At 70.4% G+C, this 24,367-nt stretch carries 24 protein-coding genes; 12 read left to right on the top strand and 12 right to left on the bottom strand.

The annotated features are described in order from the left end of the window. The first annotated feature begins 53 nt into the window (after positions 1-53). Complete coding sequence (locus tag EOW66_RS05025; protein WP_128155319.1) at positions 54-905, top strand: EamA family transporter; 852 nt, start codon at positions 54-56, stop codon at positions 903-905. Here the strand turns inward: EOW66_RS05025 and EOW66_RS05020 are convergent. The 6 genes from EOW66_RS05020 to EOW66_RS04995 form a co-directional block, all read right to left on the bottom strand. Further along, entirely contained in the window at positions 902-1,651 is a 750-nt protein-coding gene (locus tag EOW66_RS05020) for an HAD-IIA family hydrolase (protein WP_128155318.1), read from the bottom strand. The two genes, EOW66_RS05025 and EOW66_RS05020, sit on opposite strands and share 4 nt — an antisense overlap. Then, positions 1,651-2,505: a phosphodiesterase gene (locus tag EOW66_RS05015; protein ID WP_128155316.1), complete on the bottom strand. Its 855-nt coding sequence runs from the start codon at positions 2,503-2,505 to the stop codon at positions 1,651-1,653. Before EOW66_RS05015 ends, EOW66_RS05020 begins: the two co-directional genes overlap by 1 nt. A gap of 69 nt (positions 2,506-2,574) precedes the next feature. Then, positions 2,575-3,816, bottom strand: coding sequence for an ABC transporter substrate-binding protein (locus EOW66_RS05010; protein WP_128155314.1), 1,242 nt, complete (start codon positions 3,814-3,816; stop codon positions 2,575-2,577). A 32-nt stretch (positions 3,817-3,848) separates the two neighbouring features. Continuing rightward, entirely contained in the window at positions 3,849-4,742 is an 894-nt protein-coding gene (locus EOW66_RS05005) for a carbohydrate ABC transporter permease (RefSeq protein WP_128155312.1), read from the bottom strand. Further along, positions 4,739-5,632, bottom strand: a complete 894-nt coding sequence (locus tag EOW66_RS05000; protein ID WP_128155457.1) for a carbohydrate ABC transporter permease — start codon at positions 5,630-5,632, stop codon at positions 4,739-4,741. Before EOW66_RS05000 ends, EOW66_RS05005 begins: the two co-directional genes overlap by 4 nt. A gap of 70 nt (positions 5,633-5,702) precedes the next feature. Next, positions 5,703-6,848: an ABC transporter ATP-binding protein gene (locus tag EOW66_RS04995; protein ID WP_128155311.1), complete on the bottom strand. Its 1,146-nt coding sequence runs from the start codon at positions 6,846-6,848 to the stop codon at positions 5,703-5,705. An 88-nt stretch (positions 6,849-6,936) separates the two neighbouring features. Here EOW66_RS04995 and EOW66_RS04990 point away from each other — a divergent pair, with 88 nt between their 5' ends. Further along, positions 6,937-7,833, top strand: a complete 897-nt coding sequence (locus tag EOW66_RS04990; protein WP_128155309.1) for a LysR substrate-binding domain-containing protein — start codon at positions 6,937-6,939, stop codon at positions 7,831-7,833. Between the two features lie 15 nt (positions 7,834-7,848). Here the strand turns inward: EOW66_RS04990 and EOW66_RS04985 are convergent, their stop codons facing one another. Together EOW66_RS04985 and EOW66_RS04980 are read right to left on the bottom strand one after the other, a co-directional pair. After that, positions 7,849-8,547 (bottom strand): hypothetical protein, encoded by a 699-nt coding sequence (locus EOW66_RS04985; protein ID WP_128155307.1) that lies wholly within the window; start codon positions 8,545-8,547, stop codon positions 7,849-7,851. A 50-nt stretch (positions 8,548-8,597) separates the two neighbouring features. Further along, complete coding sequence (locus EOW66_RS04980) at positions 8,598-9,350, bottom strand: RNA methyltransferase (protein ID WP_128155305.1); 753 nt, start codon at positions 9,348-9,350, stop codon at positions 8,598-8,600. A 124-nt stretch (positions 9,351-9,474) separates the two neighbouring features. Between EOW66_RS04980 and EOW66_RS04975 the strand changes: the two genes are divergently transcribed. The 3 genes from EOW66_RS04975 (at position 9,475) to trhA (ending at position 11,623) form a co-directional block, all read left to right on the top strand. Next, positions 9,475-10,092: a thiamine phosphate synthase gene (locus EOW66_RS04975; protein ID WP_128155304.1), complete on the top strand. Its 618-nt coding sequence runs from the start codon at positions 9,475-9,477 to the stop codon at positions 10,090-10,092. A 3-nt stretch (positions 10,093-10,095) separates the two neighbouring features. Then, positions 10,096-10,791, top strand: a complete 696-nt coding sequence (locus tag EOW66_RS04970; RefSeq protein WP_239017497.1) for a sugar transporter — start codon at positions 10,096-10,098, stop codon at positions 10,789-10,791. A gap of 187 nt (positions 10,792-10,978) precedes the next feature. Continuing rightward, complete coding sequence (gene trhA / locus EOW66_RS04965) at positions 10,979-11,623, top strand: PAQR family membrane homeostasis protein TrhA (protein WP_128155302.1); 645 nt, start codon at positions 10,979-10,981, stop codon at positions 11,621-11,623. 1 nt (position 11,624) lies between these two features. On the opposite strand, the gene tgt is transcribed toward trhA, so the two are convergent. Then, the gene (gene tgt / locus EOW66_RS04960) at positions 11,625-12,755 is read right to left on the bottom strand and encodes a tRNA guanosine(34) transglycosylase Tgt (protein ID WP_128155300.1); all 1,131 of its coding nucleotides are present in this window, start codon (positions 12,753-12,755) and stop codon (positions 11,625-11,627) included. 125 nt (positions 12,756-12,880) lie between these two features. Here tgt and EOW66_RS04955 point away from each other — a divergent pair, with 125 nt between their 5' ends. After that, positions 12,881-13,558, top strand: coding sequence for a DUF2270 domain-containing protein (locus tag EOW66_RS04955; protein ID WP_380711086.1), 678 nt, complete (start codon positions 12,881-12,883; stop codon positions 13,556-13,558). On the opposite strand, the gene EOW66_RS04950 is transcribed toward EOW66_RS04955, so the two are convergent. Both EOW66_RS04950 and EOW66_RS04945 read right to left on the bottom strand, forming a co-directional pair. Beyond that, positions 13,559-14,011 carry a DNA polymerase III subunit chi gene (locus EOW66_RS04950; protein WP_128155296.1) on the bottom strand — a complete coding sequence of 151 codons (453 nt, stop codon included), beginning with the start codon at positions 14,009-14,011 and terminating at the stop codon, positions 13,559-13,561. It lies immediately after the preceding gene. Position 14,012: 1 nt separating this feature from the next. Beyond that, positions 14,013-15,506 (bottom strand): leucyl aminopeptidase, encoded by a 1,494-nt coding sequence (locus EOW66_RS04945; protein WP_128155294.1) that lies wholly within the window; start codon positions 15,504-15,506, stop codon positions 14,013-14,015. Positions 15,507-15,635: 129 nt separating this feature from the next. Between EOW66_RS04945 and lptF the strand changes: the two genes are divergently transcribed. The 6 genes from lptF (at position 15,636) to rsmA (ending at position 23,371) form a co-directional block, all read left to right on the top strand. Then, on the top strand, positions 15,636-16,760 hold the full coding sequence (lptF, locus tag EOW66_RS04940) for an LPS export ABC transporter permease LptF (RefSeq protein WP_128155292.1): 1,125 nt from the start codon (positions 15,636-15,638) through the stop codon (positions 16,758-16,760). Beyond that, positions 16,757-17,866, top strand: coding sequence for an LPS export ABC transporter permease LptG (gene lptG / locus EOW66_RS04935; protein WP_113899341.1), 1,110 nt, complete (start codon positions 16,757-16,759; stop codon positions 17,864-17,866). Before lptF ends, lptG begins: the two co-directional genes overlap by 4 nt. Further along, positions 17,866-20,103, top strand: a complete 2,238-nt coding sequence (locus EOW66_RS04930) for an LPS-assembly protein LptD (protein WP_128155290.1) — start codon at positions 17,866-17,868, stop codon at positions 20,101-20,103. The genes lptG and EOW66_RS04930 overlap by 1 nt, the downstream gene beginning before the upstream one ends. Before the next feature lie 80 nt (positions 20,104-20,183). Further along, positions 20,184-21,419 (top strand): peptidylprolyl isomerase, encoded by a 1,236-nt coding sequence (locus EOW66_RS04925; protein WP_164881028.1) that lies wholly within the window; start codon positions 20,184-20,186, stop codon positions 21,417-21,419. Continuing rightward, positions 21,416-22,423, top strand: a complete 1,008-nt coding sequence (gene pdxA, locus EOW66_RS04920) for a 4-hydroxythreonine-4-phosphate dehydrogenase PdxA (protein WP_113899344.1) — start codon at positions 21,416-21,418, stop codon at positions 22,421-22,423. Before EOW66_RS04925 ends, pdxA begins: the two co-directional genes overlap by 4 nt. A 105-nt stretch (positions 22,424-22,528) precedes the next feature. After that, positions 22,529-23,371 carry a 16S rRNA (adenine(1518)-N(6)/adenine(1519)-N(6))-dimethyltransferase RsmA gene (rsmA, locus tag EOW66_RS04915; RefSeq protein WP_128155286.1) on the top strand — a complete coding sequence of 281 codons (843 nt, stop codon included), beginning with the start codon at positions 22,529-22,531 and terminating at the stop codon, positions 23,369-23,371. Between the two features lie 76 nt (positions 23,372-23,447). Here rsmA and EOW66_RS04910 read toward each other — a convergent pair whose 3' ends face one another. Next, positions 23,448-24,122: a DUF4167 domain-containing protein gene (locus tag EOW66_RS04910; protein WP_128155284.1), complete on the bottom strand. Its 675-nt coding sequence runs from the start codon at positions 24,120-24,122 to the stop codon at positions 23,448-23,450. Positions 24,123-24,367: the final 245 nt, after the last annotated feature.

Genomic DNA, 24,367 nt, shown 5'->3' with positions numbered 1-24,367 from the left:
ACGTCAAGATAAACCGCCCGATATGTCTCGACGTCGAGATAAATGAGGATGCCATGACCCGAACCGCCGACCTGCTGCTGGCCGCCGCCGCCCCGATGATCTGGGGCACGACCTATATCGTCACCTCGCAGATGCTGCCGCCGGGCTATCCGCTGACTGCCGCGGCGCTGCGCGCGCTGCCGGCGGGGCTGCTGCTGATGGCGCTCACCCGGCAACTGCCGCCGCCCGCGCTCTGGGGCCGGCTGCTGGGGCTCGGGGCGCTCAATTTCGCGCTCTTCTGGGCGGCGCTCTTCGTCTCGGCCTACCGGCTGCCCGGTGGCGTGGCGGCGACGCTCGGCGCGGTGCAGCCGCTGATCGTGCTTGGCCTTGCGCGGCTCCTCCTCGGTACCCGGCTGACGCCGCAACGGGTGCTTGCGGCACTTGCCGGCATCGGCGGCGTGGCGCTGCTGGTACTCGGACCGCAGGCGCGGCTCGACGCGGTGGGCGTCGCCGCGGCGCTGGTCGGGGCGGTGTCGATGGCGGCAGGGGTGGTGCTGACCCGGAAGTGGCGGCCCGAGGTTCCGGCACTGACCTTCACCGCCTGGCAGCTGACCGCGGGCGGGCTGCTGCTGGTGCCCTTTGCCGTTGCGGCCGAGCCGGCCCTGCCGCCGCTGAGCGCGGTGAACGTCGCGGGCTTCCTCTGGCTCGGGCTGATCGGCGCGGCACTGACCTATTTCCTGTGGTTTCGCGGCATCGAGCGGCTCGGCCCGGAACGCGTCACCGGGCTTGGCTTTCTCAGCCCGCTGACCGCGGTCGGGCTGGGCTGGGCAGTGCTCGGGCAGAGCCTGACGCCGATGCAGCTCCTCGGCGCGGCGATCGTGCTTGCCGCGACCTGGTTCAGCAGCCGCCCCGGGCGCCGCGCCTAGGCGCCGCGCCCGGCCCCGGTCGCCGGCGCCCAAACCGCCGCAAGGTCCGGGTAGCGCGCCGAGAGCGGACCGACGAGCAGGAGGTCGAAGCCCAGGCGCGCGGCCCCTGCCCCGTCGGTCGCCGGCGTGTCGCCGATCGCGAGAACCCGCCGCCGCCCCGCCGGCAGCCGCGCGAGGGCGTGGTGATAGAGCCCCGGCTCGGGCTTGCCGATCACGGTGTAATCGAGCCCGGGCAGGACGCTGCGGATCGCCGCAAGCAGGCTGCCGGTTTCGGGCACCGGATCCCCGTCGGGGCCCGGATGGCTTTCGTCCGGATTGGCGACGAGCAGCCGCGCCCCGCGCCGCAGCATGCCGACACAGCGCCGCAGATCGGCATAGGAAAACCGCTCGTCCCGGGTCAGCAGCACATGGCTCGGCCTCTGCCGGTCGAGCTGCAACCCGAGCGCGCGCGCGTGGCGGTGCAGCGCCGGGCTGCCGTAAAGACAGAGCCGCACCTCGCGCTCGCGCGCCAGGGCCTCGAGCGCCGCGGTGCCCGCCAGCACGATCCGCCCGGCCGGCACCGCAAGCCCCATGCCCGCGAGCCGCGCCGACAGCGTCGCGGGGGTATCGGTCGAGTTGTTGCTCAGCACGATCAGCCGCGCCCCCGCCCGGGCGAGCAGCGCCTCGGCGCCGGGCAGCACCCGCGGGCCCGACACCAGACAGCCGTCGAGGTCGCACAGGATCGCGTCGTAGTCCTCGAGCTGCATCAGAACCGCCCGAGGTCCTGCGGCGTGGCGACGGCGGCAGCCTCGGCGCTTTCGAGATCGAAGACCGGCCCGTCATAGGCGAAGGAACAGTCATGGATCAGCACCTGCCCCCCGGCCACGCTGACCCAGGCGAGATCGGGCGCCTCGGCCGCGCCAAGGATCCGGCCGGGCCGGTCGAAGGCGTGATGCACCTGATGCATCAGCGCGCGCTGAACATGGAACGGAATGCCGTGCCACAGCCCGGCGATCGGGCGATGCACATGACCCATGAACAGGTAGTCGGGCCGGCGCCCGGCGCGGGCGAAGGCGGCAAGCTCCGCCTCGGCGTCGCGCAGCCGGATCGCGTCCATCGGCGGGATCGCCAGATCCATCGGCGGATGGTGCTGGAACAGCAGCACCGGCCGGTCCGCCGGCGCCGCGCGCAGCGCCTGTTCGAGAAAGGCCAGCCGCGCGGCGCAAAGCCTGCCGTGATGGCCCTCCTCCGCCTCGCACAGGGTGTCGAGGGTGATCAGGCTCGCCTGCGCGAAGACATGCAACCCCTGCACGAAGCCGCTCGCATCGCGCGGCGCGGCGGGAAAGACCGCACGGAACGGGGCGCGGGCATCGTGATTGCCGAGCATCAGGATCACCGGCACCGGCAGCGCCGCCAGCTCGGCGCGCAGGCTGGCATAGGCGGCCTCTTCGGCGCGGTCGGTCAGATCGCCGGCGATCACCAGGAAATCGACCTGCGGCAGGGTGGTCAGGAACGCGAGGGCCCGGCGCAACACCGCGCGCGGGTCAAAGCCGTAAAGGCGCTGGCCGGCGGGGACGAAATGCAGGTCGGTCAGCACGGCGAAACGGAGAGGAGCGGTCATGCGGAAATCCTTTGCAAAAGGGCGCGGCGGCAGGCCCGCCGCGCCACGGGGCTCGGTGCGGCCGGGGGCTCAGTGCGGCAGCAGGCCGTTCGCCTCCTCGACCATGTCGTCGCGCAGCGCTTCCATGTCCGTGGCATCGCCGGTCAGGATCGACTCGAGGCTGTCGTCGATGAGCTGCGTCACCGCGAGCCCGTTATCGCCCGGATAGGCGAACCATTCCGACAGCAGCGGCAGCTGGTTCACCGCGGTCAGCTTGTTCGGGTTCTGCGCATAGAAACTGTCCATCAGCAGCGCGTTCGCGGCCCGGTTCGGCGGGATGTAGCCGGTGGTCAGCGCGACCGCCGCCGCCCCCTCGCCGGAGGTGGTGAACCGGATGAACTCCCAGGCGGCCCGGCGCACCTCGGGGTCGTCGGAGGCCGAGGTCAGCATCGCCGCGTTGCCCCCCGCGGGCAGCGCCTGCGGCGCCCCGCCGATCCCCGGATAGGGGCCGGTGACGAAATCCCAGCTGCCAGTCTTCGAGCGGTCGACGAAGCCCACATAGGCGGTCGAGCTGAAGAACATGCCAAGCTCTCCGGCCGCGAACTGCTTCGAGGCATCGGCGCCCGAGAGGTTCTTCATCCCGCAGTCGCGGAAGATCGCCTGCGCCGTCTCGAGCGCCTTCAGCCCCTCGGGATTGTCCATGTTGAGCTTGCCGTCCCTGATCATCGGCACGCCCTGGCTCCACATCGCCGCCTGCAGCAGCCAGTTGCCCGAGATATTCCAGTGCCAGAACAGCGCATCCTGCCGGCCCGTCGCCCGGATCGCCCGGCAGGCGTCGATCACCTGATCCCAGCTTTGCGGCACCGTCTCGATCCCGGCCGCGCGCAGGATGTCCATGTTGTAAAAGCCGATCGGGGTCGAGACCGAGAACGGCAGGCCATAGACCTGCCCGCCGAAGGTCGAGAGCTCGAGCATCGCCTGGTGATAGCCCGCCGCGTCGAAGCCGGTCTCGGCGGCGATATAGGGATCGAGCGGCTTTGCGATGCCGCGCTCGACCAGGATCGCCTGCCGGTTCAGCGCCTGGAAGGACACGTCCGGCAGGGTGTTCGCCACCGCCTCGCGCAGGATGGTGTTCGTCGCATCCTCGTAATCCTCATAGGTGGCGCGGAACGTCACCTCGATGTCGGGATGCGCCGTGGTGAAGGCCTGCATGATCCGCTCGAAGGTCGGATCGAAGACCGAGGAATAGGCATAGGCCACCTCGATCTGGACGGCGCCGGCGCCCTCGGCGGCAAGCGTCGCCGCAAGGGCGAGCGGAATCAGGTGTTTCATGGCGTGGGGTCCTTTGCGGAAGCGAGGAAGGGTCATTTCATGCCGCTGAGCGCGATGCCGTCGATGAAGCGGCGCTGCGCCAGCAGGAAGGCGACGACGAGGGGGGTGACGATGACCGTCGCGGTGGCCATCATCGGGCCGTAGAAATCGCCGTCGAGGTCGCCCTTGAACTCGCGCAGGCCAAGCGGCGGGGTGAACAGGCTGCGGTCGCCGGTGATCACGATGCGCGGCCAGAAATAGTCGTTCCAATGCGCCACCACCGAGAAGATCGCGAAGGCCAGGAGCGCCGGGATCGCGACCGGCAGCAGCACCCGCCAGATGATCGCGAACTCGCCCATCCCGTCCATCCGCGCGGCGTCGAGCAGCTCGTCCGGCACGGTCAGGAAGAACTGCCGCATCAGGAAGATGCCGAAGGCCGAGACGGTCCAGGGCAGGATCAGCGCGGCATAGCTGTTGGTCAGCCCGAATTTCGCCAGCAGCACATAAAGCGGCAGCGCGATCGCATGCACCGGGATCAGCAGGCAGAAGAGCACCAGGCCGAAGGCGGCCTCGCGGCCCCAGAAGCGCAGCTTCGCCAGCGCATAGGCCGCCGGCACCGCAACCAGCGCCTGCAACGCGAAGATCGAGGCGGTGACGATCACCCCGTTGAGCAGATAGCGTCCCAGCGGCGCCTTGGCGAAGGCCTGACGATAATTGTCGATCACCGGGCGGGTCAGGCACGCGGCCTCGGTGCCGCCAAGGTTGCGGCAGCTCGCATCGGCAATCGGCGCCTGCGCCCCGAAGAGGCCGCCGGTGCCAGACGCGATCTCGGCCGGGGATTTGAACGCGGTGGAGACCATCACGTAGAACGGCAGCAGCACGATCACCGCACCGAGGATCAGCACGAGATGCGCCAGTGTCTGGCGGGCGGAAAGGCGGTGGGTCATCGGTCCTGCACCTTGCGTTCGACGAAGCGGCGCTGTGCCGCGCTGATCAGCATCACGAAGCCGAGGAAGACCACGGTGATCGCGGCGCCAAGGCCGACGAGGTTCTGCGCGATGCCCTTTTCGTAGATCGCGTAGATCATCACATAGGTCGACTTCGCCGGGCCGCCGTGGGTCAGGGCCTCGATCGTGTCGAAGACCTGAAACGCGCGGATTGTGGTGACGGTGACGACGAAGACGGTGGTCGGCGCCAGCAGCGGCCAGGTGATCAGCCGGAAACGCTCTGTCGCGCGCCTCACCCCGTCGATCTCGGCCGCGGCGTAAAGGTCGCGCGGCACCGCGGTCAGCCCGGCGAGATAGAGCACCATGTTGAAGCCGAAGCTCTGCCAGATGCCGATGAAGGCGAGCGTCGCAAGCGCGAGGTCGCGGTCGCCAAGCCAGAGCGGAAAGCCCCCGGCACAGCCGCGCGCAAACCACGGCCAAAGCTCGAGCGCCGTGCCGCAGCCGAGTGCCAGCGTGCGGTTGACCAGACCGAGCGTCGGGTGCAGCGCAAATTCCCACACGATAGCCATCGCCAGCAGCGAGGCCATCACCGGCAGGAAATAGACCGTCTTGTAGAAAGTCTGGCCGATCTTCAGCGCGCGGATCAGCAGCGCCGCGCCCAGCCCGAGACAGACCGAAGCCGGCACCACCAGCACGACATAGAGCACCGTCACGCCGATCATCTTGCGATAGCTCGGGCGGGCGAGCAGCTCGGCGTAATTGCCAAGGCCGATCCAGTGCAGATCGGGGCGGCCGAGGGTGTAATCGGTGAAGGAGAGCGCCGCCGCCACCGCGACCGGCAGGATCAGGAGCGCGAGCATCAGCACCAGCGCCGGGGCAAACATCAGCATCCCGGCGCGGGCCTGGGTGCGCTCGGGCCGAACCGCGGCGTGCGGCGCGGCAAGCGGAAGCGGGGAGGTGTCAGACACCGGCCGCAGCCTCCGCCAGCCGCGCCACCGGGACCGCCTTGCCCGCCACGTCGAAGCCGGTGATCCGCGCCGGATCGGCGCGCAGCCGCAACAGGCTGCCCGGCGCCACCGATGCGCGCGCGGCCGCGGCAAGGCGGACGACGACCGGACGGGCGACGCCCGCCACCTCGAGCTGCACGAAGAGATCGGCGCCGAGGTTCTCGACCAGCCGCACCCGCCCGGCAATCAGCCCGTCCCCGTCGCAGGGGCTCAGCGCCTCGGGCCGGATGCCGAGATGCTCGACCGGCCGGGTGGTGGCGCGCAGCCCGGTCGGACGCCCCTCGATGCCGATCCCCCCGTCCGCGCCGGTCTCGGCGGGCAGGATGTTGATCGCCGGCGAGCCGATGAACTGCGCCACGCGCAGCTCGGCGGGATGGTCGTAGAGCTCGGCGGGCGCCCCCACCTGCAGAATCTCGCCCTCCATCATCACCGCGATCCGGTCCGACATCGTCATCGCCTCGGCCTGATCGTGGGTGACATAGACGAAGGTGGCGCCGAGCCGGCGGTTGAGCTGGGCGATCTCGGCGCGCATGTGCACCCGCATCTTCGCGTCGAGGTTCGACAGCGGCTCGTCAAGCAGGAAGGCCGCCGGCTCGCGCACCAGCGCCCGGCCGAGCGCGACGCGCTGGCGCTGCCCGCCGGAAAGCTGGCCGGGCTTGCGCGCCAGCAGATGGCGGATCTCGAGCATCTCGGCGGTCTCCTGCACGGTCTGCGCGATTGCCGCGCGCCGCGCCCGCGCCCCGGGCAGGAAGCGGCCGACGAGCGGCAGCCGCTGCGCCACCGAGAGCCGGCGCATGGTCAGCGGCACGGCGATGTTCCCGGCCACCGTCAGATGCGGGTAAAGCGCATAGCTCTGGAACACCATGGCAAGGTCCCGGTCGGCGGCGCGGCGCCCGTCGACGCAGGCGCCGCCGATGGACACGCGGCCGCTCGTCTGCGTCTCGAGCCCGGCCAGGATGCGCAGCAGCGTGGACTTGCCGCAGCCCGAAGGCCCGACCAGCGACAGGAACTCGCCGTCGGCGATCTGCAGGCTCACCCCTTTCAGCACCTCGCTGCCGCCGAAGGTCTTGCGGATCTCATCCAGGTCTACGGTCGCCATCGGGGTCTCCTGCGCTCTCTTCCGGGGCGTCATAGGCAGCTTCTGCGACAGTCATGTTACGGTTACAGGCAATGCCTATGAGGGCCGCATGAACTCGTTGTCGCCCAAGGACCTGCTGCCCGCCCTGACGCTGTCACGCCTGCGCGCGCTGAACGCGGTGATGGAGACCGGCAGCTTTTCTGCCGCCGCCCGCCGGCTGGCGGTGTCGCAGGCCACGATCAGCCAGCAGGTGCGGGATCTCGAGCGCGCGCTCGGCCTCGACCTGTTCCGCCGCGTGGCGAATGACATGATGCCGACGCCGCTGTGCCAGCAGATCTACACGCTTTCGCGCGAGATCGAGGCGGCGGGCCAGCGGATCGCCGATCTGCTCGCCCAGCACCGCACGCTCGAACAGGGAGAGCTGCGGATCGGGCTGGGCAATGCGATGCCCGGCATGGCGCGGATCGGGGCGTTCCAGAAGCTCTGCCCCGGGGTGGGCGTGAAGATCGAGATGGGCAGCTGGGGCAAGATCTACGAGGCGGTGATCGAGGGGCGTGTCGATGTCGCCGTGCTGCCCGACGTGCCCGACGAGCCGCGGTTCCGCCGCCGGCAGGTGCAAAGCCAGGCGGTGGTGGCGATCGCCCATCCCGGCCATCCGCTCGCCGGCCGGAGCGAGATCAGCTGCGCGGAACTCGTCTCGGAACGGCTGATCTTCCGCACGCCCGGCTCCTCGACGCAACGCGCCGTCGACGAGGCCTTCCGCAGCGCCCGCCTGTCGCCCCATGCGACGATCGTGCTCGACACCCGCGACGGCGTTCTCGACGCGGTCGCCAATGCCCTCGGCATCGGCTTCATGTGGAGCCATGGCACCAGCCGCCGCGACGGCTTCGTGCCGATCCCCTGCCGCGAGATGCGCCGCGAGCGCGCAGATTACGTGTTCGCCCTGCGCTCGGCCCGCGGACCGCTGCACGAGGTGTTCTTCGGGCTGGCGGCGCCGGGCGGCTGACCCGCGCCCCTCCCTTCAGGGCAGGGCCGCCCCTGCCGCAAAGCGGGCGCGCAGCCCCGCGGCCCCGCCGCTGTCGTGCAGCCAGTGCAGCACCGCACAGCCCGCCTCGGCGTAAAGCCCCGGGTCGCGCGCGGCAAGCGGCGCCCAGTCGAAGGGAGTTGCCGGCAGATCGGCGCGCGGCGCGCGGCGGCAGCGCGCCACCCCCTGCCCCGGTCCGAGATAGCGCCGGTCGTCCGAGATCACCACCGACAGCCCCTCGTCGAACCAGGTCGGCAACCGCCCGCCAAGCTGCCCCCAAAGGCCAAGCTGCGCATGGGTCTCGGCATGGGCAAGCTCGTGCGTCAGCACGGTGGGCGACAGCCCGCGCGGCGCAAGCCGCACCACCGAGATGGGCCCGAGCGAATAGGTCACCGCCGCCGCCCCCCGTCCGCCAAGGCGGCGGTCACAGGCGGCAGTTTCGCAGGCGATCAGTCGCAAATGGGCGCGCGGCGGGCCGTAGAAGGCGGCGATGCGGGCGCGCGCGGCGCGGACCTCGGCCACAAGCGCCGCGCGGGCATGGGCCGGCATCGAGGCCTCGACCCAAAGCCCGCCGCCCGCGGGGTCAAGCCCGAAGCAGCGCGGACAGGCGGCGCCGCGCAGCGCCGGCAGAAAGGCCAGCAGCGCCGCAACGCCAAGCCCCGCGCCAAGCGCGAGGGCCAGAAGGGAAATGCGCATCGCCCGCCACATCGGGACAGGATGGCCGCGCGCGGCCGGCCCCGCAAGCCTCAGCCGCGGCGGCGGATGATCTGCCGCAGCATGCCGTGCAGGGTCTGCACATCGGCCCGCGTCAGCCCGAAGCGCGACCACATGTTGCGCAGGTTGCGCTTCATCATCGGGCCCTTGTCGGGGGGGAAGAAGAACCCCGCCTCCTCGAGCACCTCTTCGTAATGATCGCCCAGCTTCTCGACATCGAGGACGCTTGCCACCTCGGTGCCGGCAAGGCCGGGCGCGACGGGGGCGGCCGCGCTTTCCTGCCGCGACAGCTCATAGGCCATCAGCAGCACCGCCTGCGCGAGGTTGAGCGAGAAGAACACCGGGTTGACCGGCACGGTGATGATCGCATTCGCCCGCGCGATGTCGTCGTTTTCAAGCCCGGTGCGTTCGGGCCCGAAGAGCACCGCCACCTTCTGCCCCGCCGCCATCCGCGCCCGCGCCTCGGCCATCGCCGCCTCGGGGGTGTAGATCGGCTTCGTCAGCTCGCGCCCGCGCGCGGTGGTGGCGAAGACGAAATCGCAATCCGCGATCGCCGCCCCGGTGTCGTCGAAAACGCCGGCATGGTCGAGCACCTTCGTCGCCGCGCCCGAGGCGGTGGCCACCGCCTTCGGGTTCGGCCAGCCGTCGCGCGGCGCGACCATCCTGAGCGAGGCGAAGGAGAAGTTCAGCATCGCGCGCGCCGCCGCGCCGATGTTCTCGCCCATCTGCGGGCGCACCAGCACGAAAACGGGGTTGCGGATCAGGCTGTCGTCGGGATCGGTCATCGGGGGTCCTTTCGGGGGCCTTTTCGCGCGCCGTCCTAGCCCCGCAGGCGCCGCGCCGCAAGCCCTCTGGCCTCGGCCCCTGCGCTGCGCTAGAAGGCGCGAAACACGTTTTCCAGGAGGCGTCATGGCCGAGGACCGCCCGCAGATCTACCTGCTCACCCCGCCGAGCTTCGATCTCGACATCTTCCCGCAGACGCTGTCGCGGGTGCTTGCCGCGCAGGAGGTGGCCTGCATCCGCCTCGCACTCGCCAGCCGCGACGAGGATGCGGTGATGCGCGCCGCCGACGCGGTGCGGCTTGTGGCCCACGAGCATGACGTGGCGCTGGTGATCGAGGATCACGTCCAGCTCGTCGAACGTCACGGCCTCGACGGCGTGCACCTGAGCGACGGCGCGCGCTCGGTGCGCGCGGCGCGCAAGGCGCTCGGCACCGACGCGATCGTCGGCGCCTTCTGCGGCGCGTCGAGACACGACGGCATGGGCGCGGGCGAGGCCGGCGCCGATTACGTCGCCTTCGGTCCGGTCGGCGAGACCGGGCTGGGCCACGGCGCGCGGGCCGAGCGCGACCTTTTCGCCTGGTGGAGCGAGATGATCGAGGTGCCGGTGGTGGCCGAGGGGGCGCTGACCGAGGATCTGGTGCGCGACCTTGCCCCGGTGACCGATTTCTTCGGCATCGGCGAGGAGATCTGGGGCAGCGACGATCCGGTCGCGGCGCTGGCCCGGCTTGTCGCGGCGATGGGCTGAGCCATGCGCGAGAGCGAGGCGGGCGAATTCTGGCTGGGCAATTCCGACGGGCCGATGGGCGATGTCGGGGCGTTCATGGCAAGTGAGCTGCGCGCCGACCGCGCCGATCTGGCCGGCCATCTCCGTCAGCTTGACGGCGCGCGCTCCCTGATTGCGATCGCCGGTGCCCCCGGAGCCGGCAAGTCGCGGCTGGCCGCCGAGCTTGCGGCCGAGCTGAACGCGCGCGCGCCGGGGTCGGCCGCCGTGGTGGCGATGGACGGCTTTCACCTGCCGAACGAGGTGCTTGCCGCGCGCGGGCTCTTGCCCCGCAAGGGCGCGCCCGAGACCTTCGACGTTGCGGCCCTTGCGGCGGCGCTTGCGGCGCTGAAGACGGGCGACGCGGTCGCCGTGCCGGGCTTCGACCGCGAGGCGGATGCGGTGGTTCCGGCGGCCGAGACCGTGCCGGCAGCCGCGCGTTTCGTGCTCGTCGAGGGCAATTACCTGCTGCTGACCCGGCCGGACTGGCGCGCGCTTTACCCGCTTTTCGATCTGACGATCCGGCTCTCGGTGCCCGAGGCCGAGCTGCGGCGCCGGCTGCTTCTGCGCTGGCAGGCCCTGCCCGAGGCCGAGGCGCGCCGCCGCGTCGAGGAAAACGACCTGCCGAACGGGCGGCTCCTGCGGCAGGAAAACCGTGCCGCCGATCTGGTGGTGGCGGGCTGAGCCCTGGCGGGGTCAGGGGGCGCTGCCCCCTCGCGCCTTTGGCGCTCACCCCCGAGGTATTTCGGCCAAGAAGAAAGCAGGGGCCGCGATGCGCGGGACCTTGCCGGTGGACCGGCTGTCACGCAGCGTCGTGATTGGTGTGGCAGGCTGCGTCCTGCTAGGATGCGCCCATCCCCCGGAGACCGCCATGACCCACCACACCCTTGCCCATTCCTTTGCCGAACATTTCGCCGATGGCGTGATGCATGTCCTTGGCGTGATCGCCGCCGTCGCCGGGGTGAGCGCGCTGATCGTCTGGGCGGCGCTGACCGCCGAGCCCGGGCGGATCTGGCCGCTTGTCGTCTATGCGGTGGGGTTGCTCGCCTCGTTCGGCTTCTCGGCGGGTTACAACATGACGCTGCACGCGAAGACCCGCGCCGTTCTGCGCCGCTTCGATCATGCCGCGATCTATCTGCTGATCGCCGGCACCTACACGCCGATGGCGCTGATCGGCCTTGGCGGGCGGGCCGGGCTGTGGCTGACCGCGGCAATCTGGGCGCTGGCGCTTCTCGGCATGGTGATGAAGCTCGGCTTCTTCCACCGCTTCGAGCGCGCGGGCTTCGTGCTCTATCTCGCCATGGGCTGGCTCGGCATCGTCGCGATCTGGCCGCTGCTGCAGGCGCTGCCGCTTGCGGCGCTGCTGCTGCTCGGGGCCGGCGGCGTGATCTACACCCTCGGCACGATCTTCTATCAGCTCGACCGCATCCCGTTCTCGCGCGCGATCTGGCACGGCCATGTGCTCGCGGCCGCGGCGGTGCATTACGCCGCGGTGCTGCTGGTGGCCGCGCACTAACTCAGAGCGGCTCGATATCGCCCTCCGCACGCAGCGCGTGGAACTCGGCCACGAAGGCCGACAGCCGCCCCGCCGCGATCGCGTCGCGCAGACCCTGCATCAGCTCCTGATAATACTGCAGGTTGTGCCAGGTCAGCAGCATGCCCGAGATCATCTCGCCCGCCCGGAAGACGTGGTGCAGATAGGCGCGCGAATAGTTGCGGCAGGCCGGGCAGGTGCAGTGCTCGTCGAGCGGGCGCGGATCGTCCATGTGCCGGGCGTTCTTGATGTTGACCTGACCGCGCCGGGTCCAGGCCTGCCCGGTGCGGCCCGAGCGCGAGGGCAGCACGCAATCCATCATGTCGATGCCGCGCTCGACCGCGCCGACGATGTCGTCGGGCTTGCCAACGCCCATCAGATAGCGCGGCCGGTCCTCGGGCAGGAAGCCCGGCGCATAGTCGAGAACCCCGAACATCGCCTCTTGCCCCTCGCCCACGGCAAGGCCGCCGACGGCATAGCCGTCAAAACCGATTTCCGTGAGTTTCTCGGCACTTTCAGCGCGAAGTTCAGGTGTCACGCCGCCCTGCATGATGCCGAAAAGCGCATGCCCCGGCCGGTCGCCGAAGGCGTCGCGCGACCGCTTGGCCCAGCGCATGCTCAGCCGCATGCTCTCGGCCACGCGGGTCTCGTCGGCGGGCAGCGCCGGGCATTCGTCGAAGGCCATCACGATGTCCGAGCCCAGCAGCCGCTGGATCTCCATCGAGCGTTCCGGGCTGAGGAAATGCTTCGAGCCGTCGACGTGGCTGGCGAAGGTCACCCCCTCCTCGGTCAGCTTGCGCAGGCCCGAGAGGCTCATCACCTGAAAGCCGCCCGAGTCGGTCAGGATCGGCTTCGGCCAGTTCATGAACCGGTGCAGCCCGCCGAGCCGGTCGATGCGTTCGGCGGTCGGGCGCAGCATCAGGTGATAGGTGTTGCCCAGAAGGATGTCGGCGCCGGTCGCGGCGACGCTTTCGGGCATCATCGCCTTCACCGTGCCCGCGGTGCCGACCGGCATGAAGGCCGGGGTGCGGATCTCGCCGCGGGGGGTGGAAATCACCCCGGTGCGGGCCTTGCCGTCGGTGGCGTGGAGGGTGAAGCTGAATTTCTCGGTCATCCGGGCGCTCCTTTGCCGGCGGGGTGTAGCGCGAAAGCGCCGCCTTGGAAAGGTGGGCGGCGCGCCGCAAAGCCCTTGCCTGACGCCGGGGCAGCGTGCCAGTCTGGCCCCGGGGAGTGAGGATGATGGCGCGAGACGAGGAGGATCGGCGCAGCAGGTTCGATGCCGGCGAGCTCGGCGCGGTGGCGCATCTCTACCGCGGCGAGGTCTATCGCTCGACGATCTGGCGCACGCGGCTCGACACCACGACGAACTGGTCGGTGGTGACGCTCGGGATTGCGCTGTCGATCTCCTTCGCCTCGCCCGCCGCCTCGCCGCTGCCGCTGATCCTCGTCGGCATCCTGATCATCTTCTTCCTGATGCTCGAGGCGCGGCGCTATCGCTATTTCAACGTCTGGCGGGCGCGCTGCCGCTGGATGGAGCGGCATTTCTTCGCGCCGCTGCTGACCGATGGCGCGCAGCATCTGGAAACCGGCTGGCAGACCGTGCTGGCCGAGGATTACCGCTTTCCGCGCTATCACGTGCCGATGCGGGTGGCGGTCGGGCGGCGGATCCGGCGCAATTACATCTGGATCCTGCTGATCCAGAGCGCGGCCTATGCCGGCAAGCTGATGGTGCACCCGGGGCCGCTGACCTCGGCGCGCGAGCTTTACGAGCGCGCGGCGATCGGCCCGGTCGACGGGCGGATCGTGATCGGCACGGGCTGCCTTTACGTGCTGAGCTGGACGCTGGCGGCGGTGGCAAGCGCCTGGGACGACCGCCGCCGCGCCACCGGGCGCGCGGGCGACAGCGGCATGGGCTAGCTAGCGCTCGGCCTTCTTCTCCCAGCGGCCCGATTCCTCGCTCCAGTATTGCGCCGAAACGCCGCCGCCGGTCAGCGCCTTCCACTGGTCGCGGGCGCGCGCCACGGCCCGATCGTCGCGGCCGTCGAACAGTATCCAGACCCGCTGCACCGAGCCGACCTCGGCCGGGGTGACCTCGGCACCGTCGACCGTCATGATCGCGTCGCGCCCCGCGGCGGCGGGGCGCACGGTCAGCAGAACCGGCTGCAGCGCGTCATGCGGCCCGCCCGCCAGCCCGTGCGGCAGGAAGCTTTCGTCGCCGCCGAGCCAGAGCCGCTGGTCGAGCCAGTCCATCCGCTCGGCATCGGTGCCGCGCAGCTCGACCTTCCAGCCCTGCGCGAGCGCACGCGGCAGCAGGCTTGCCACCACCTCTTCCACCGGCGATTGCGTGACGTGGTAGAAGAGCGCGGGCACCTTACGCCTCGAACCGGTCGCGGATCAGCCGGTCGAGCGCCATCACCCCCCAGCCGGTCGGGCCCTTCGGCGCCAGTGTCGTCTCCTTCGGCGGCAGCGCGACGCCCGCGATGTCGATGTGGCACCAGGGCGTGCCCTCGGCGATGAACTTCTTCAGGAAGGCCGCGGCGGTGATCGCGCCGCCGTGGCGGCCGCCGGTGTTCTTGATGTCGGCAAGCCGCGAGGTGATGAGCGCGTCATAGGCCGGCGCCAGCGGCATCCGCCAGGCGCCCTCGCCCTCGGCCGCCGCGGCCTTCAGCAGGTCATCCGCCAGCCGGTCGTCATTCGAGAACACGCCGGCATTCTCGTGGCCGAGCGCGACGATGATCGCGCCGGTCAGCGTCGCAAGGTCGATCACCGCCGAAGGCCGGAATGCCTGCTGTGCGTGCCACAGCACATCGGCCAGCACCATCCGCCCCTCGGCGTCGGTGTTGATCACCTCGATCGTGTCGCCCTTCATCGATTTCACGATATCGCCCGGACGCTGGGCGCGGCCGTCGGGCATGTTCTCGACAAGGCCCACAAGCCCCACGACATTCACCGGCGCGTTGCGCAGGGCGAGCGTGCGCATCACGCCGGCGACGACCGCGGCGCCGCCCATGTCCATCGTCATCTCCTCCATGCCCGCACCGGGCTTGAGCGAGATGCCACCGCTGTCAAAGCACACGCCCTTGCCGACCAGGGCGAGCGGCGGCACCTCGATCGCCTCGCCGTTCTCGTCCTCGGTCGGCTGCAGCCCGGTCCAGCGCATCACCACCACCTTCGAGGGGCTTTCCGAGCCCTGCCCCACGGCGAGCAGCGCACGCATGCCAAGGGCGGCAAGCTCCTCCTCCTCGAGGATCTGCACATCGAGGCCCAGCTCCTGCATCGCCGCAAGGCGGGCGGCGAAATCGTCGGTGGTCAGGATATTGGCGGGCTCGTTCACCAGATCGCGGGTGAAGAAGATGCCCTCGGCGAGCGCCGCATGCGGTGCCGCCTCGGCCGCCACCGCCTCGGGCTTCGCCACCATCATCTCGACCGCACCAAAGGGGGCGCGTTCCTCGCTGCGATAGTCAAAACGATAGGCGCGCAGCGCCAGACCGAAGGCCAGCTCGGCCGCGCGCGGGTGGTTCTCGGCCAGCACCAGCAGATCGGCGCCGGACAGCGCGCGCCCGATCGCCGCGCCGGCCTTGCGCGCGGTGGCAACCGGCGCACGGCGGGCCAGCTTCACCAGCTGCAGCGCCTCGCAGGCAAGCCCCGAGGGCCAGGCCAGCTCCATCGACTCGCCCGCCGCCAGCTTGTCCCAGGCCTCCGAGGCGAGCGCCCGGCCAAGCGCGCCGCGGGTCAGCCGCTCGATCCGCCGCGCCGCGGGCGAGCGCCCTGCCCCCGGCGTCACGACAAGCGCGATCCGCCCCGGCCGCGCGGCAAGATCGTCAAGGTCGGCTTCGCTGAAACGGATGGCGACGGGATGGGTCATGGCGGTTCTCTCGAAAGGGTGATCGGGGGTCAGCCTAGCGGCCTCGGCGGAAAATGAAAAGCCGCGGGAGGCGGGGCTTTCGCGCGGCCCGCCGACGGGATAGACAGGGCGAAACTGCCGGGGGTGCGCGTGACGAGACTGGACCGATATCTGCTGTCCCAGCTGATGGCGCTGTTCGGATTCTTCGCGCTGATCCTGGTCTCGGTCTATTGGGTGAACCGGGCCGTGCTGCTGTTCGACAAGCTGATCTCGGATGGCCAGACCGCCTGGGTGGTGCTCGAGTTCACCGCCCTCACCCTGCCGAACGTCATCCGCCTGGTGCTGCCGGTCGCGGCCTTCGCGGCGACGATCTACGCGGTCAACCGGCTCAGCGCCGACAGCGAATTCGTGGTGATGCAGGCCACCGGCGCCTCGCCCTGGCGGCTCTCCCGCCCGGTCGCGGTGTTCGGGCTGATCGTCGCGGCCCTGATGATGGTGCTGGTGCATGTGCTGGTGCCGGTCTCGCGCAGCCAGCTTGCCGCGCGCCAGGCGCAGATCAACGAGAACGTCACCGCCCGCTTCCTGACCGAGGGCAGCTTCCAGCACCCGGTCGACGGGGTGACGATCTACATCCGGCAGATCTCGGAGCTGGGAGAACTGCTCGACCCCTATCTGGTCGATGCCCGCTCGACGACGCAGCGCACCACCTATACCGCGGAAAAGGCCCTGATCGTGCGCTCGGACAGCGGTCCGAAGCTGATCATGTTCGACGGCATGGCGCAGACCCTGCGGCTGAGCGACCACAGCCTCGCCGTCACCCGCTTCTCGGATTTCACCTATGACATCGGCGCGCTGATCGGGGCGCCGGTGAAGGGGGTGACGAGCTGGGACGAGGTGCCGAGCTGGCGACTGATCGCGCCCTCGGCCGAGCTGCTCGCCGCCACCGGCGGCAGCGCCGCAGAGGCCTGGCAGATCCTGAACGACCGGATGGCGCAGCCGCTGCTGGCGCCGGCGGCGGCGGTGCTCGGTTTTGCCGCGCTGATGCTCGGCGGCTTCTCGCGCTTTGGCATGTGGCGGCAGATCGCGCTCGCCATCGTCGGGCTGATCGTGCTGCAGTTCCTGACCAATGCCGTCGACAGCACGATGCGCGGCCGGCCCGAGCTCTGGGCCCTCGCCTATCTGCCCGCGGCCATCGGCGCGGCGGCCTCGGCGGCGGTCCTGTGGTGGGCCGGGCGCCCGCGCAGGCTCTGTCCGCGGCGGGAGGCCCAGGCATGACGCTGTCGCTCTACATCGCGCGCCGCTTCCTGCGCGCCTTCCTGATGGTCGCGGCGACCTTCTGGGGCATCCTCTTCCTGATCGAGATGGTCGAGAAGATCCGCTCCTTCAGCGCCGCCAAGGTCGGCCTTGCGCAGGCCGCGCTGCTCGCCGGGCTGTCGGTGCCGGCCTCGCTCTACACCATCCTGCCGCTGGTGATGATCCTCGCCGCGGTGGCGCTGTTTCTGGGCCTTGCGCGCTCCTCCGAGCTGGTGGTGATCCGCGCCTCGGGCCGCTCGGCGCTGCGCATGCTCGCCGCACCGGTGGTGGTGGCGCTGCTTCTGGGCGTGCTGACCGTCGCCATCGGCAACCCGATCGTCTCGGCCACCTCGAAGCGCTACGAGGAACTCGCAGGCCGCTACCGCGCTACCGGCGTGCAGGCGGTGTCGATCGGTCAGGAGGGCGTGTGGATGCGCCAGGGCATGGGCGGCGACAGTGCCGGCGAACAGGCGGTGATCCGCGCCGCACGCGCCAATCTCGATGCGACGCGGCTTTATGACGTGACCTTCCTGATCGTCGACCCCGAGCGCGGCCCGGTGCGCCGGATCGACGCCGAGGAGGCGGTGCTGACCCGCGGCGCATGGGAGCTGAGCAAGGTCAAGGACTGGCCGCTCGGCAGCTCGACCAACCCCGAGCGCGACGCGACCCGCGCCGACCGGCTCAGCCTGCCCTCGGACCTGACCGCCGAGCGCATCCGGGACAGCTTCGGCACCCCCTCGACGGTGCCGATCTGGCAGCTGCCGGGCTTCATCCGCGGCCTCGAGAACGCCGGCTTCTCGGCGCGCCGCCATCTGGTGTGGTTCGAGATGGAGCTTGCCCAGCCGCTGGTGATGGCGGCGATGGTGCTGATCGCGGCCGGGTTCACCATGCGCCACAGCCGGCTCGGCCGCACCGGGGTGATGGTGCTCCTTGCGCTTGCCGCCGGGCTTGGCGTGTTCTTCCTGCGCAATGTCGCGCAGGTTCTGGGAGACAACGGGCAGATCCCGGTGGCGCTGGCCGCCTGGGCGCCGCCGGCAATCGCGCTGATGCTGGCGCTGGCGCTGATCTTGCAGGAGGAAGACGGCTGATGAGGAACGGGCTGATTGCCGCGCTGCTCGCGAGTGCCGCGCTGACCCTGCCGCCCGCGGCATGGGCCGAGCCCCCTGCGGGCAGCGCCGATGCCCCCGCCGGCGCGCCGGGCGGCTATACCGTGGCCGATGCCGATCAGGCGGCGACCCTGCTTGCCGACCGCATCGTCACCACCGCCGACAACCGGCTGCTGGCCGAGGGCGCGGTCGAGGTCTACTGGAAGCAGAACCGGCTGACCGCGCACCGCGTCATCTATGACCAGACCACCGAGACCCTGACGATCGAGGGGCCGATCCGGCTGGTCGAACCCGGGCAGACCGGCTCGGTGATCGTCGCCGATCAGGCCGAGCTGTCGCGCGATCTGCAAAACGGCGTGATGCTCGGCGCGCGGATGGTGATGGCGCGCGAGCTGCAGCTCGCCGCGAACCGGATCGACCGCAAGGATGGCCGCATCACCACCCTGACCGAGGTCGTCGCCTCGTCGTGCCGGATCTGCGCCTCGGACCCGACCCCGCTGTGGGAGATCCGGGCGCGCAAGATCACCCATGACAACGACACGAGACAACTGCATTTCGAGGGCGCGCAGTTCCGCGTGATGGGCGTGCCGCTCGTCTGGCTGCCGAAGCTGCGCATGCCCGACCCGACGGTGACGCGGATGTCGGGTCTGCTGCGGCCGAGCTTCCGCACCACCTCGAGCCTCGGTGCGGGGCTGAAGCTGCCCTATTTCATCGCCCTCGGACCAAGCGCCGACCTCACCGTCACGCCCTACCTGTCGAGCTCCTACACCCGCACGCTCGGGCTGCGCTACCGTCAGGCCTTCGACAATGGCACGATCAACGCCGAGGGCGCGCTCAGCAGCGACAGCATCCGCAAGGGCGAAAACCGCGGCTATCTCTTTGCCGACGGCACCTTCAAGCTGCCCTCGGATTACACCCTCGGGCTGCAGCTGAAAGTGGTGAGCGACCCGTCCTATCTGCTGAACTACGGCATCACCGAGGACGACCGGCTGTGGTCTGGTGTCACCCTCGAGAAGGTGCACCGCAACGAGATGATCTGGCTGCGCGCCGGCAACACCCATTCGATCCGTTCGGGGGAAAGCAACTCGACCGAGCCGATGCTCTCGGGCGATTTCAGTTGGACCCGGGTGATCCGCCCGGCGGTGATCGGCGGCGAGGCGACGATCGACTGGTCGGTGCATGCGCATCGCCGTGCCTCGGACATGACGGTCGACGGCATCGAGGACAGCGACACCGTCTCGGACGGGCGCGACACGCTGCGCACCTCCTTCGTCGCCGGCTGGCGCCGGCAATGGCTGCTCTCGGGGGGCGTACTCGCCGCGATGCAGACCGAGCTTGCGGGCGACGCGGTGATGGTGCGGCAGGACGAGAACTGGGCCGATCACACGCTGCGCGCCCTGCCCACGGTGGGCGTCGAGCTGCGCTGGCCCTGGGTTGCCACCTCGGGCCGCGCCTCGCAGGTGATCGAGCCGATCGCACAGCTGGTGTGGAGCCCCGACAACCTGAAACAGGTGGCCAACGAGGACAGCCTTCTGACCGAATTCGACGAGGGCAACCTGTTCTCCTTCTCGCGCTACCCGGGCGGGGATGCGCGCGAAGAGGGGCTGCGCGCCAACCTCGGGCTGAGCTGGACCCGGCACGATGCCTCGGGCTGGTCGCTCGGCGTGACCGCGGGGCGCGTGGTGCGGCTGACCGACACCGATCAGTTCCCCACCGGCTCGGGCCTGTCGGGGCGGCGGTCGGACTGGCTCATCGCCGCGCACCTGACCACCGCCGAGGGGCTGACGCTGTCGAACCGGGCGCTGTTCGACAATGATTTCGGCTTTTCCCGCGACGAGCTGCGGCTCGCCTTCGCGGGCGACAAGTACCAGATCGCGGCAGGCTATCTGTGGATGGACGCAAGCGAGACCGAGGGCCGGATCACCGACACCTCCGAGCTTCTGCTCGAGACCGGCTGGACCTGGACCGAGGGCTGGCGCTCCACCCTCTCGACGCGCTACGACTTCACCGCCGAGCGGGCCGCCCGCGCCACGGTCGGGCTGGAATATGCCAACGAGTGCATGAGCGTCGATCTTTCCCTCTCGCGTCGCTTCACGTCCTCCTCTACTGTGAAGCCGGAAACCGACTTCGGTCTCTCGGTACAGCTGGCAGGCTTCGGCGCGACCTCGACGAGCCGCAAGACCACCGGCGGCAGCGCGACGCGCGTGTGCCGCTACTGAGCGCGCGAAGACACGCCCCGGCGGGGAGCGACGGGGCAGGAACGGAACGGATGACGGACGAAAGACGGATGAGGATGAGGATGCGACTGACCCCGCTTCTGGGCATGGCGCTCGCGCTCGGGCTGACGGTGACCGACGTGGCCGCGCAGGCGGCCACCACGAACAGCCCCTTCGCGCCGGTGATCCTCGTGAACGGGCTTGGCGTCACCGGCTACGAGATCGAGCAGCGGATGCGCTTCATGCAGCTGCTGCGCCAGCCGGGCGACCTGCGCAAGGCCGCCGAGAAATCGCTGATCGAGGACCGGCTCCGGGTCTGGGCCGCAAAGCAGGCCGGCATCGTGCTCGACAAGGACGCCGTCGCCAAGGGCATGACCGAGTTTGCCGGCCGCGCCAACCTGACCTCCGAACAGTTCGTCGCCGAGCTGGCGAAAACCGGTGTCGACGAACCGACCTTCCGCGATTTCGTCACCGCCGGCCTGGTCTGGCGCGAGCTGGTGAAGCAGCGCTTCGGGCCGCGGGTGCGGATCTCGGACAGCGACATCGACCGCGCCATGCTGATGGAATCGGAACGTGGCGGCGGCACCCGGGTGCTGATCTCGGAAATCATCCTGCCGGCCCCGCCCGGTCAGGAGGCCGAAGCCCATGCCGAGGCCGAGAAGATCTCGCAATTGCGCAGCGAAGCCGCCTTCGCCGAGGCGGCGCGGCAGATGTCGGCGGCCTCGACCCGCGATAACGGCGGGCGCCTCGACTGGATGCCGCTCGACAATCTGCCGCCGGCGCTGCGCCCGGTGCTGCTCGGTCTCGCTCCGGGCCAGGCCTCGGCCCCGATCGAGCTGAACGGCGCCGTCGCGATCTTCATGATGCGCAGCATCGACGAGCACGGCCCGGCCGGCACCCGCGCGCAGACGCTTGGCTATGCGACGCTCGCGCTCGGCCCGGCGGGCTCCGAACAGGCGGCGCAACTGGCGCAGAAGGCGGCCGCCGCCAAGCGCTGCGACGACCTCTACACGGTGGTGAAGGGGCTGCCCGTGTCCCTCGTCAGCCGTCACGACCCGGCCCCGCAGGGGGCGCTGCCGAAGGACATCGCGCTGGCGCTCGCCGGGCTCGACATCGGCGAGACCACGGTGCTGAGCCGGGGTGCGGGGCAGGAGCTGGTGATGCTGTGCTCGCGCGAGGCGGCGGTGGACGACGCCAAGGGCGAGACCGCGCCGAACCGCGATGCGGTGCGCGCGCGGCTGCAAAACGAGCGGATGGGCATCTATTCCGACAGCTACCTCGCCGACCTGACCGCCAATGCGGTGATCGTGCGGCCATGAGCATGGTGCGGGAAGACGCCGCGCACCGGCCGGTGATCGTCAGCTGCGGCGACCCTTCGGGCATCGGCCCCGAGATCGCCGCGAAGGCCTGGGAAATCCTCGGCGCGGCGCTGCCCTTCGTCTGGATCGGCGATCCGTCGCATCTGCCGCGCGGCACGAAGATCCGCGAGATCGGCCACCCGTCCGAGGCGATGCTGCATGCCGGTGCGGCGCTGCCGGTGCTGCCCCATGCCTTTCCGGCCGCGGCGCTGCCCGGCCAGCCCGATCCGGCGAATGCCGCCGCGGTGATCGCGGTGATCGCCCGTGCCGTCGAGATCGTGCGCGCAGGCGACGGGCTCGCGCTGACCACCGCGCCGATCCACAAGAAGGCGTTGCATGACGGCGCGAATTTCGCCTTCCCGGGGCATACCGAATACCTCGCCCATCTCGCGGGCGGCGCGCGGGTGGTGATGATGCTTGCCGCAGAAAGCGCCACGCCGCCGCTGCGCGTGGTGCCGACCACCATTCACATCGCGCTGAGCGCGGTGCCGAAGGCCTTCACCCCCGAGCTGCTGCGCGAGACGGTGCAGATCACCGCCGAGGGGCTGCGCCGCGATTTCGCGATCGAGAACCCGCGGCTCGCCGTCGCCGGTCTGAACCCGCATGCGGGCGAAGGCGGCGCGATGGGGCACGAGGAACTCGACTGGATGAACGACACCCTCGCCGGGCTGCGCGCCGAGGGCTTTGCCGTCGCAGGCCCGCTGCCCGCCGACACGATGTTCCACGCCGGGGCGCGGGCGAAATACGACGCGGCGATCTGCGCCTATCACGACCAGGCGCTGATCCCGATCAAGACGCTCGATTTCGACGGCGGGGTGAACGTGACGCTCGGCCTGCCCTTCGTGCGCACCTCGCCCGATCACGGCACCGCCTATGACATCGCGGGCCAGGGCCGGGCCAATCCGGCGAGCCTGATCTCGGCGCTGAAACTGGCGGCGAAGATGGGGGCCGCGCGGGCGCGCTGAGCGCGCTTGCCGCGGCAGCCCGGCGACAGTATGCCCGGGCCCGACGCGGCCGGGGGCCAGCCCCCGGACCCCCGAGGTATTTCCGGCAAGATGAAGGAACGGATCATGGCAGCGATCGACGGGCTCCCCCCCCTGCGCGAGGTGATCCGCGACCACGAGCTGGTGGCGAAGAAGAGCCTTGGCCAGAACTTCCTGCTCGATCTGAACCTGACCGCGAAGATCGCCCGCGCCGCGGGCGAGCTGAGCGGCTGCGACGTGCTCGAGGTCGGCCCCGGACCGGGCGGGCTGACCCGCGGGCTGCTGGCCGAGGGCGCGCGCCGGGTGCTCGCCGTCGAGAAGGACAGCCGCTGCCTGCCGGCGCTGGCCGAGATCGCGGCGCATTACCCCGGCCGGCTCGAGGTGATCAACGGCGATGCGCTGGAGATCGACGTGCGCGCGCATCTGACGCCGCCGATCCGCATTGCCGCGAACCTGCCCTACAACGTCGGCACCGAGCTGCTGATCCGCTGGCTGACGCCGCCCGACTGGCCGCCGTTCTGGGAAAGCCTGACGCTGATGTTCCAAAAGGAGGTGGCCGAGCGGATCGTGGCGAAACCCGGCACCGACCATTACGGCCGGCTCGCGCTTTTGGCGCAATGGCGCTGCGAGGCGAGGATCGTGATGGTGCTGCCGCCCGAGGCCTTCACCCCGGCGCCGAAGGTGCATTCGGCGGTGGTGCATCTGCGCGCCCTGCCCGAGCCGCGTTTCCCTGCCGATCCGAAGGTGCTGCAGCGCGTCGTCGCCGCCGCCTTCAACCAGCGCCGCAAGATGCTGCGCGCCGCGCTGAAGGGCGTGCATCCGAACATCGAGGCGCTGCTCGAGGAGGCCGGCATTGCGCCCACCGAGCGCGCCGAGCGGGTCTCGCTCGAGGCGTTCTGCACCCTCGCCCGTCTCGTCGCCCGCGGCTGAGCGCGAAAGGCGAAGGCCCCGCAACGGATTGCAGGGCCTTTCGGAAGTTCTGGAAATCGGGAAGACGCGCCCGGGCCTAGTCGCCCGTGGGCGCTGCCGGGGCCTCGGCCGGGGCGGCATCGCCCTGTCCCTCGGCCTTGTCGCTTTTCTTGCCGCGCGCCGACGGCGACCGGCTGCGCGAGGACGCGGACGAGCGGCTGCGCGACGACTTCTTCGGCGCGGGCTCGGCGCCCGCCTCGGCGGTTCCCGCGACCGGCAGGACCGGTGCGGCCGGCGCCGGAGCGGTTTCGGCCTGCATCTCGGGCGTCACCACGAGGCCCGGGCCGTCATCCTCGGTCGCAAAGGCCTCGGGCATCGCCGCGCCTTCCTCGGGCCGCGGCTCGCGCTCGGGGCGTTCCGCCCGCTCGCGGTTGCCGCTCTGGCCTCCGGGCTGACCATTGTTCTGGCCACCATTGCCGCCCTGCTGCGGGAAGGAGCGTTGCCGCTCCTCCTGCTCGCGCGCCATTTCGCGCTGCGCCTCGCCGAGCATGCGGGTGTAATGCTCGGCGTGCTGCAGGAAGTTCTGCTCGGCAACACGGTCGTTGCCAAGCTGCGCATCCCGCGCCAGCGCGAGATACTTTTCGATGATCTGCTGCGGCGTGCCGCGCACCTTGCCCTCGGGGCCGGAGCTGTCGAACACCCGATTGATGATGTTGCCGATCGAGCGCTGACGGTTCGACTTATTGCGCGAACGGGATTTGGAAGATCTCATGGGCCTTCGTCTGTTGAGCCCCTCGGGGGCGCTGAAGTCCGGGCCGCGATCGGATTGAAGGATCGGGCCCGCCAGGGGGTGCGGCCGGCGCGCGCGGGCGATGCCCGTGAACCGTCTGACCCGCAGTGGAGAGCTGAGCCGTGCAGGGGATCGAATTTCCATCCCGCACGCGAATGACTAAGCATTTCGTGCGCCCCCGTGCAAGCCGGAAATTGCAAAACGGCGCGGATTTGCGCCCGAAAAGC

Source organism: Paenirhodobacter huangdaonensis, from assembly GCF_004022465.1.
Taxonomy (GTDB): domain Bacteria; phylum Pseudomonadota; class Alphaproteobacteria; order Rhodobacterales; family Rhodobacteraceae; genus Rhodobacter; species Rhodobacter huangdaonensis.
The sequence above is the reverse complement of the archived record's forward strand: the minus strand, read 5'-3'. Positions and strand labels throughout refer to the sequence as shown.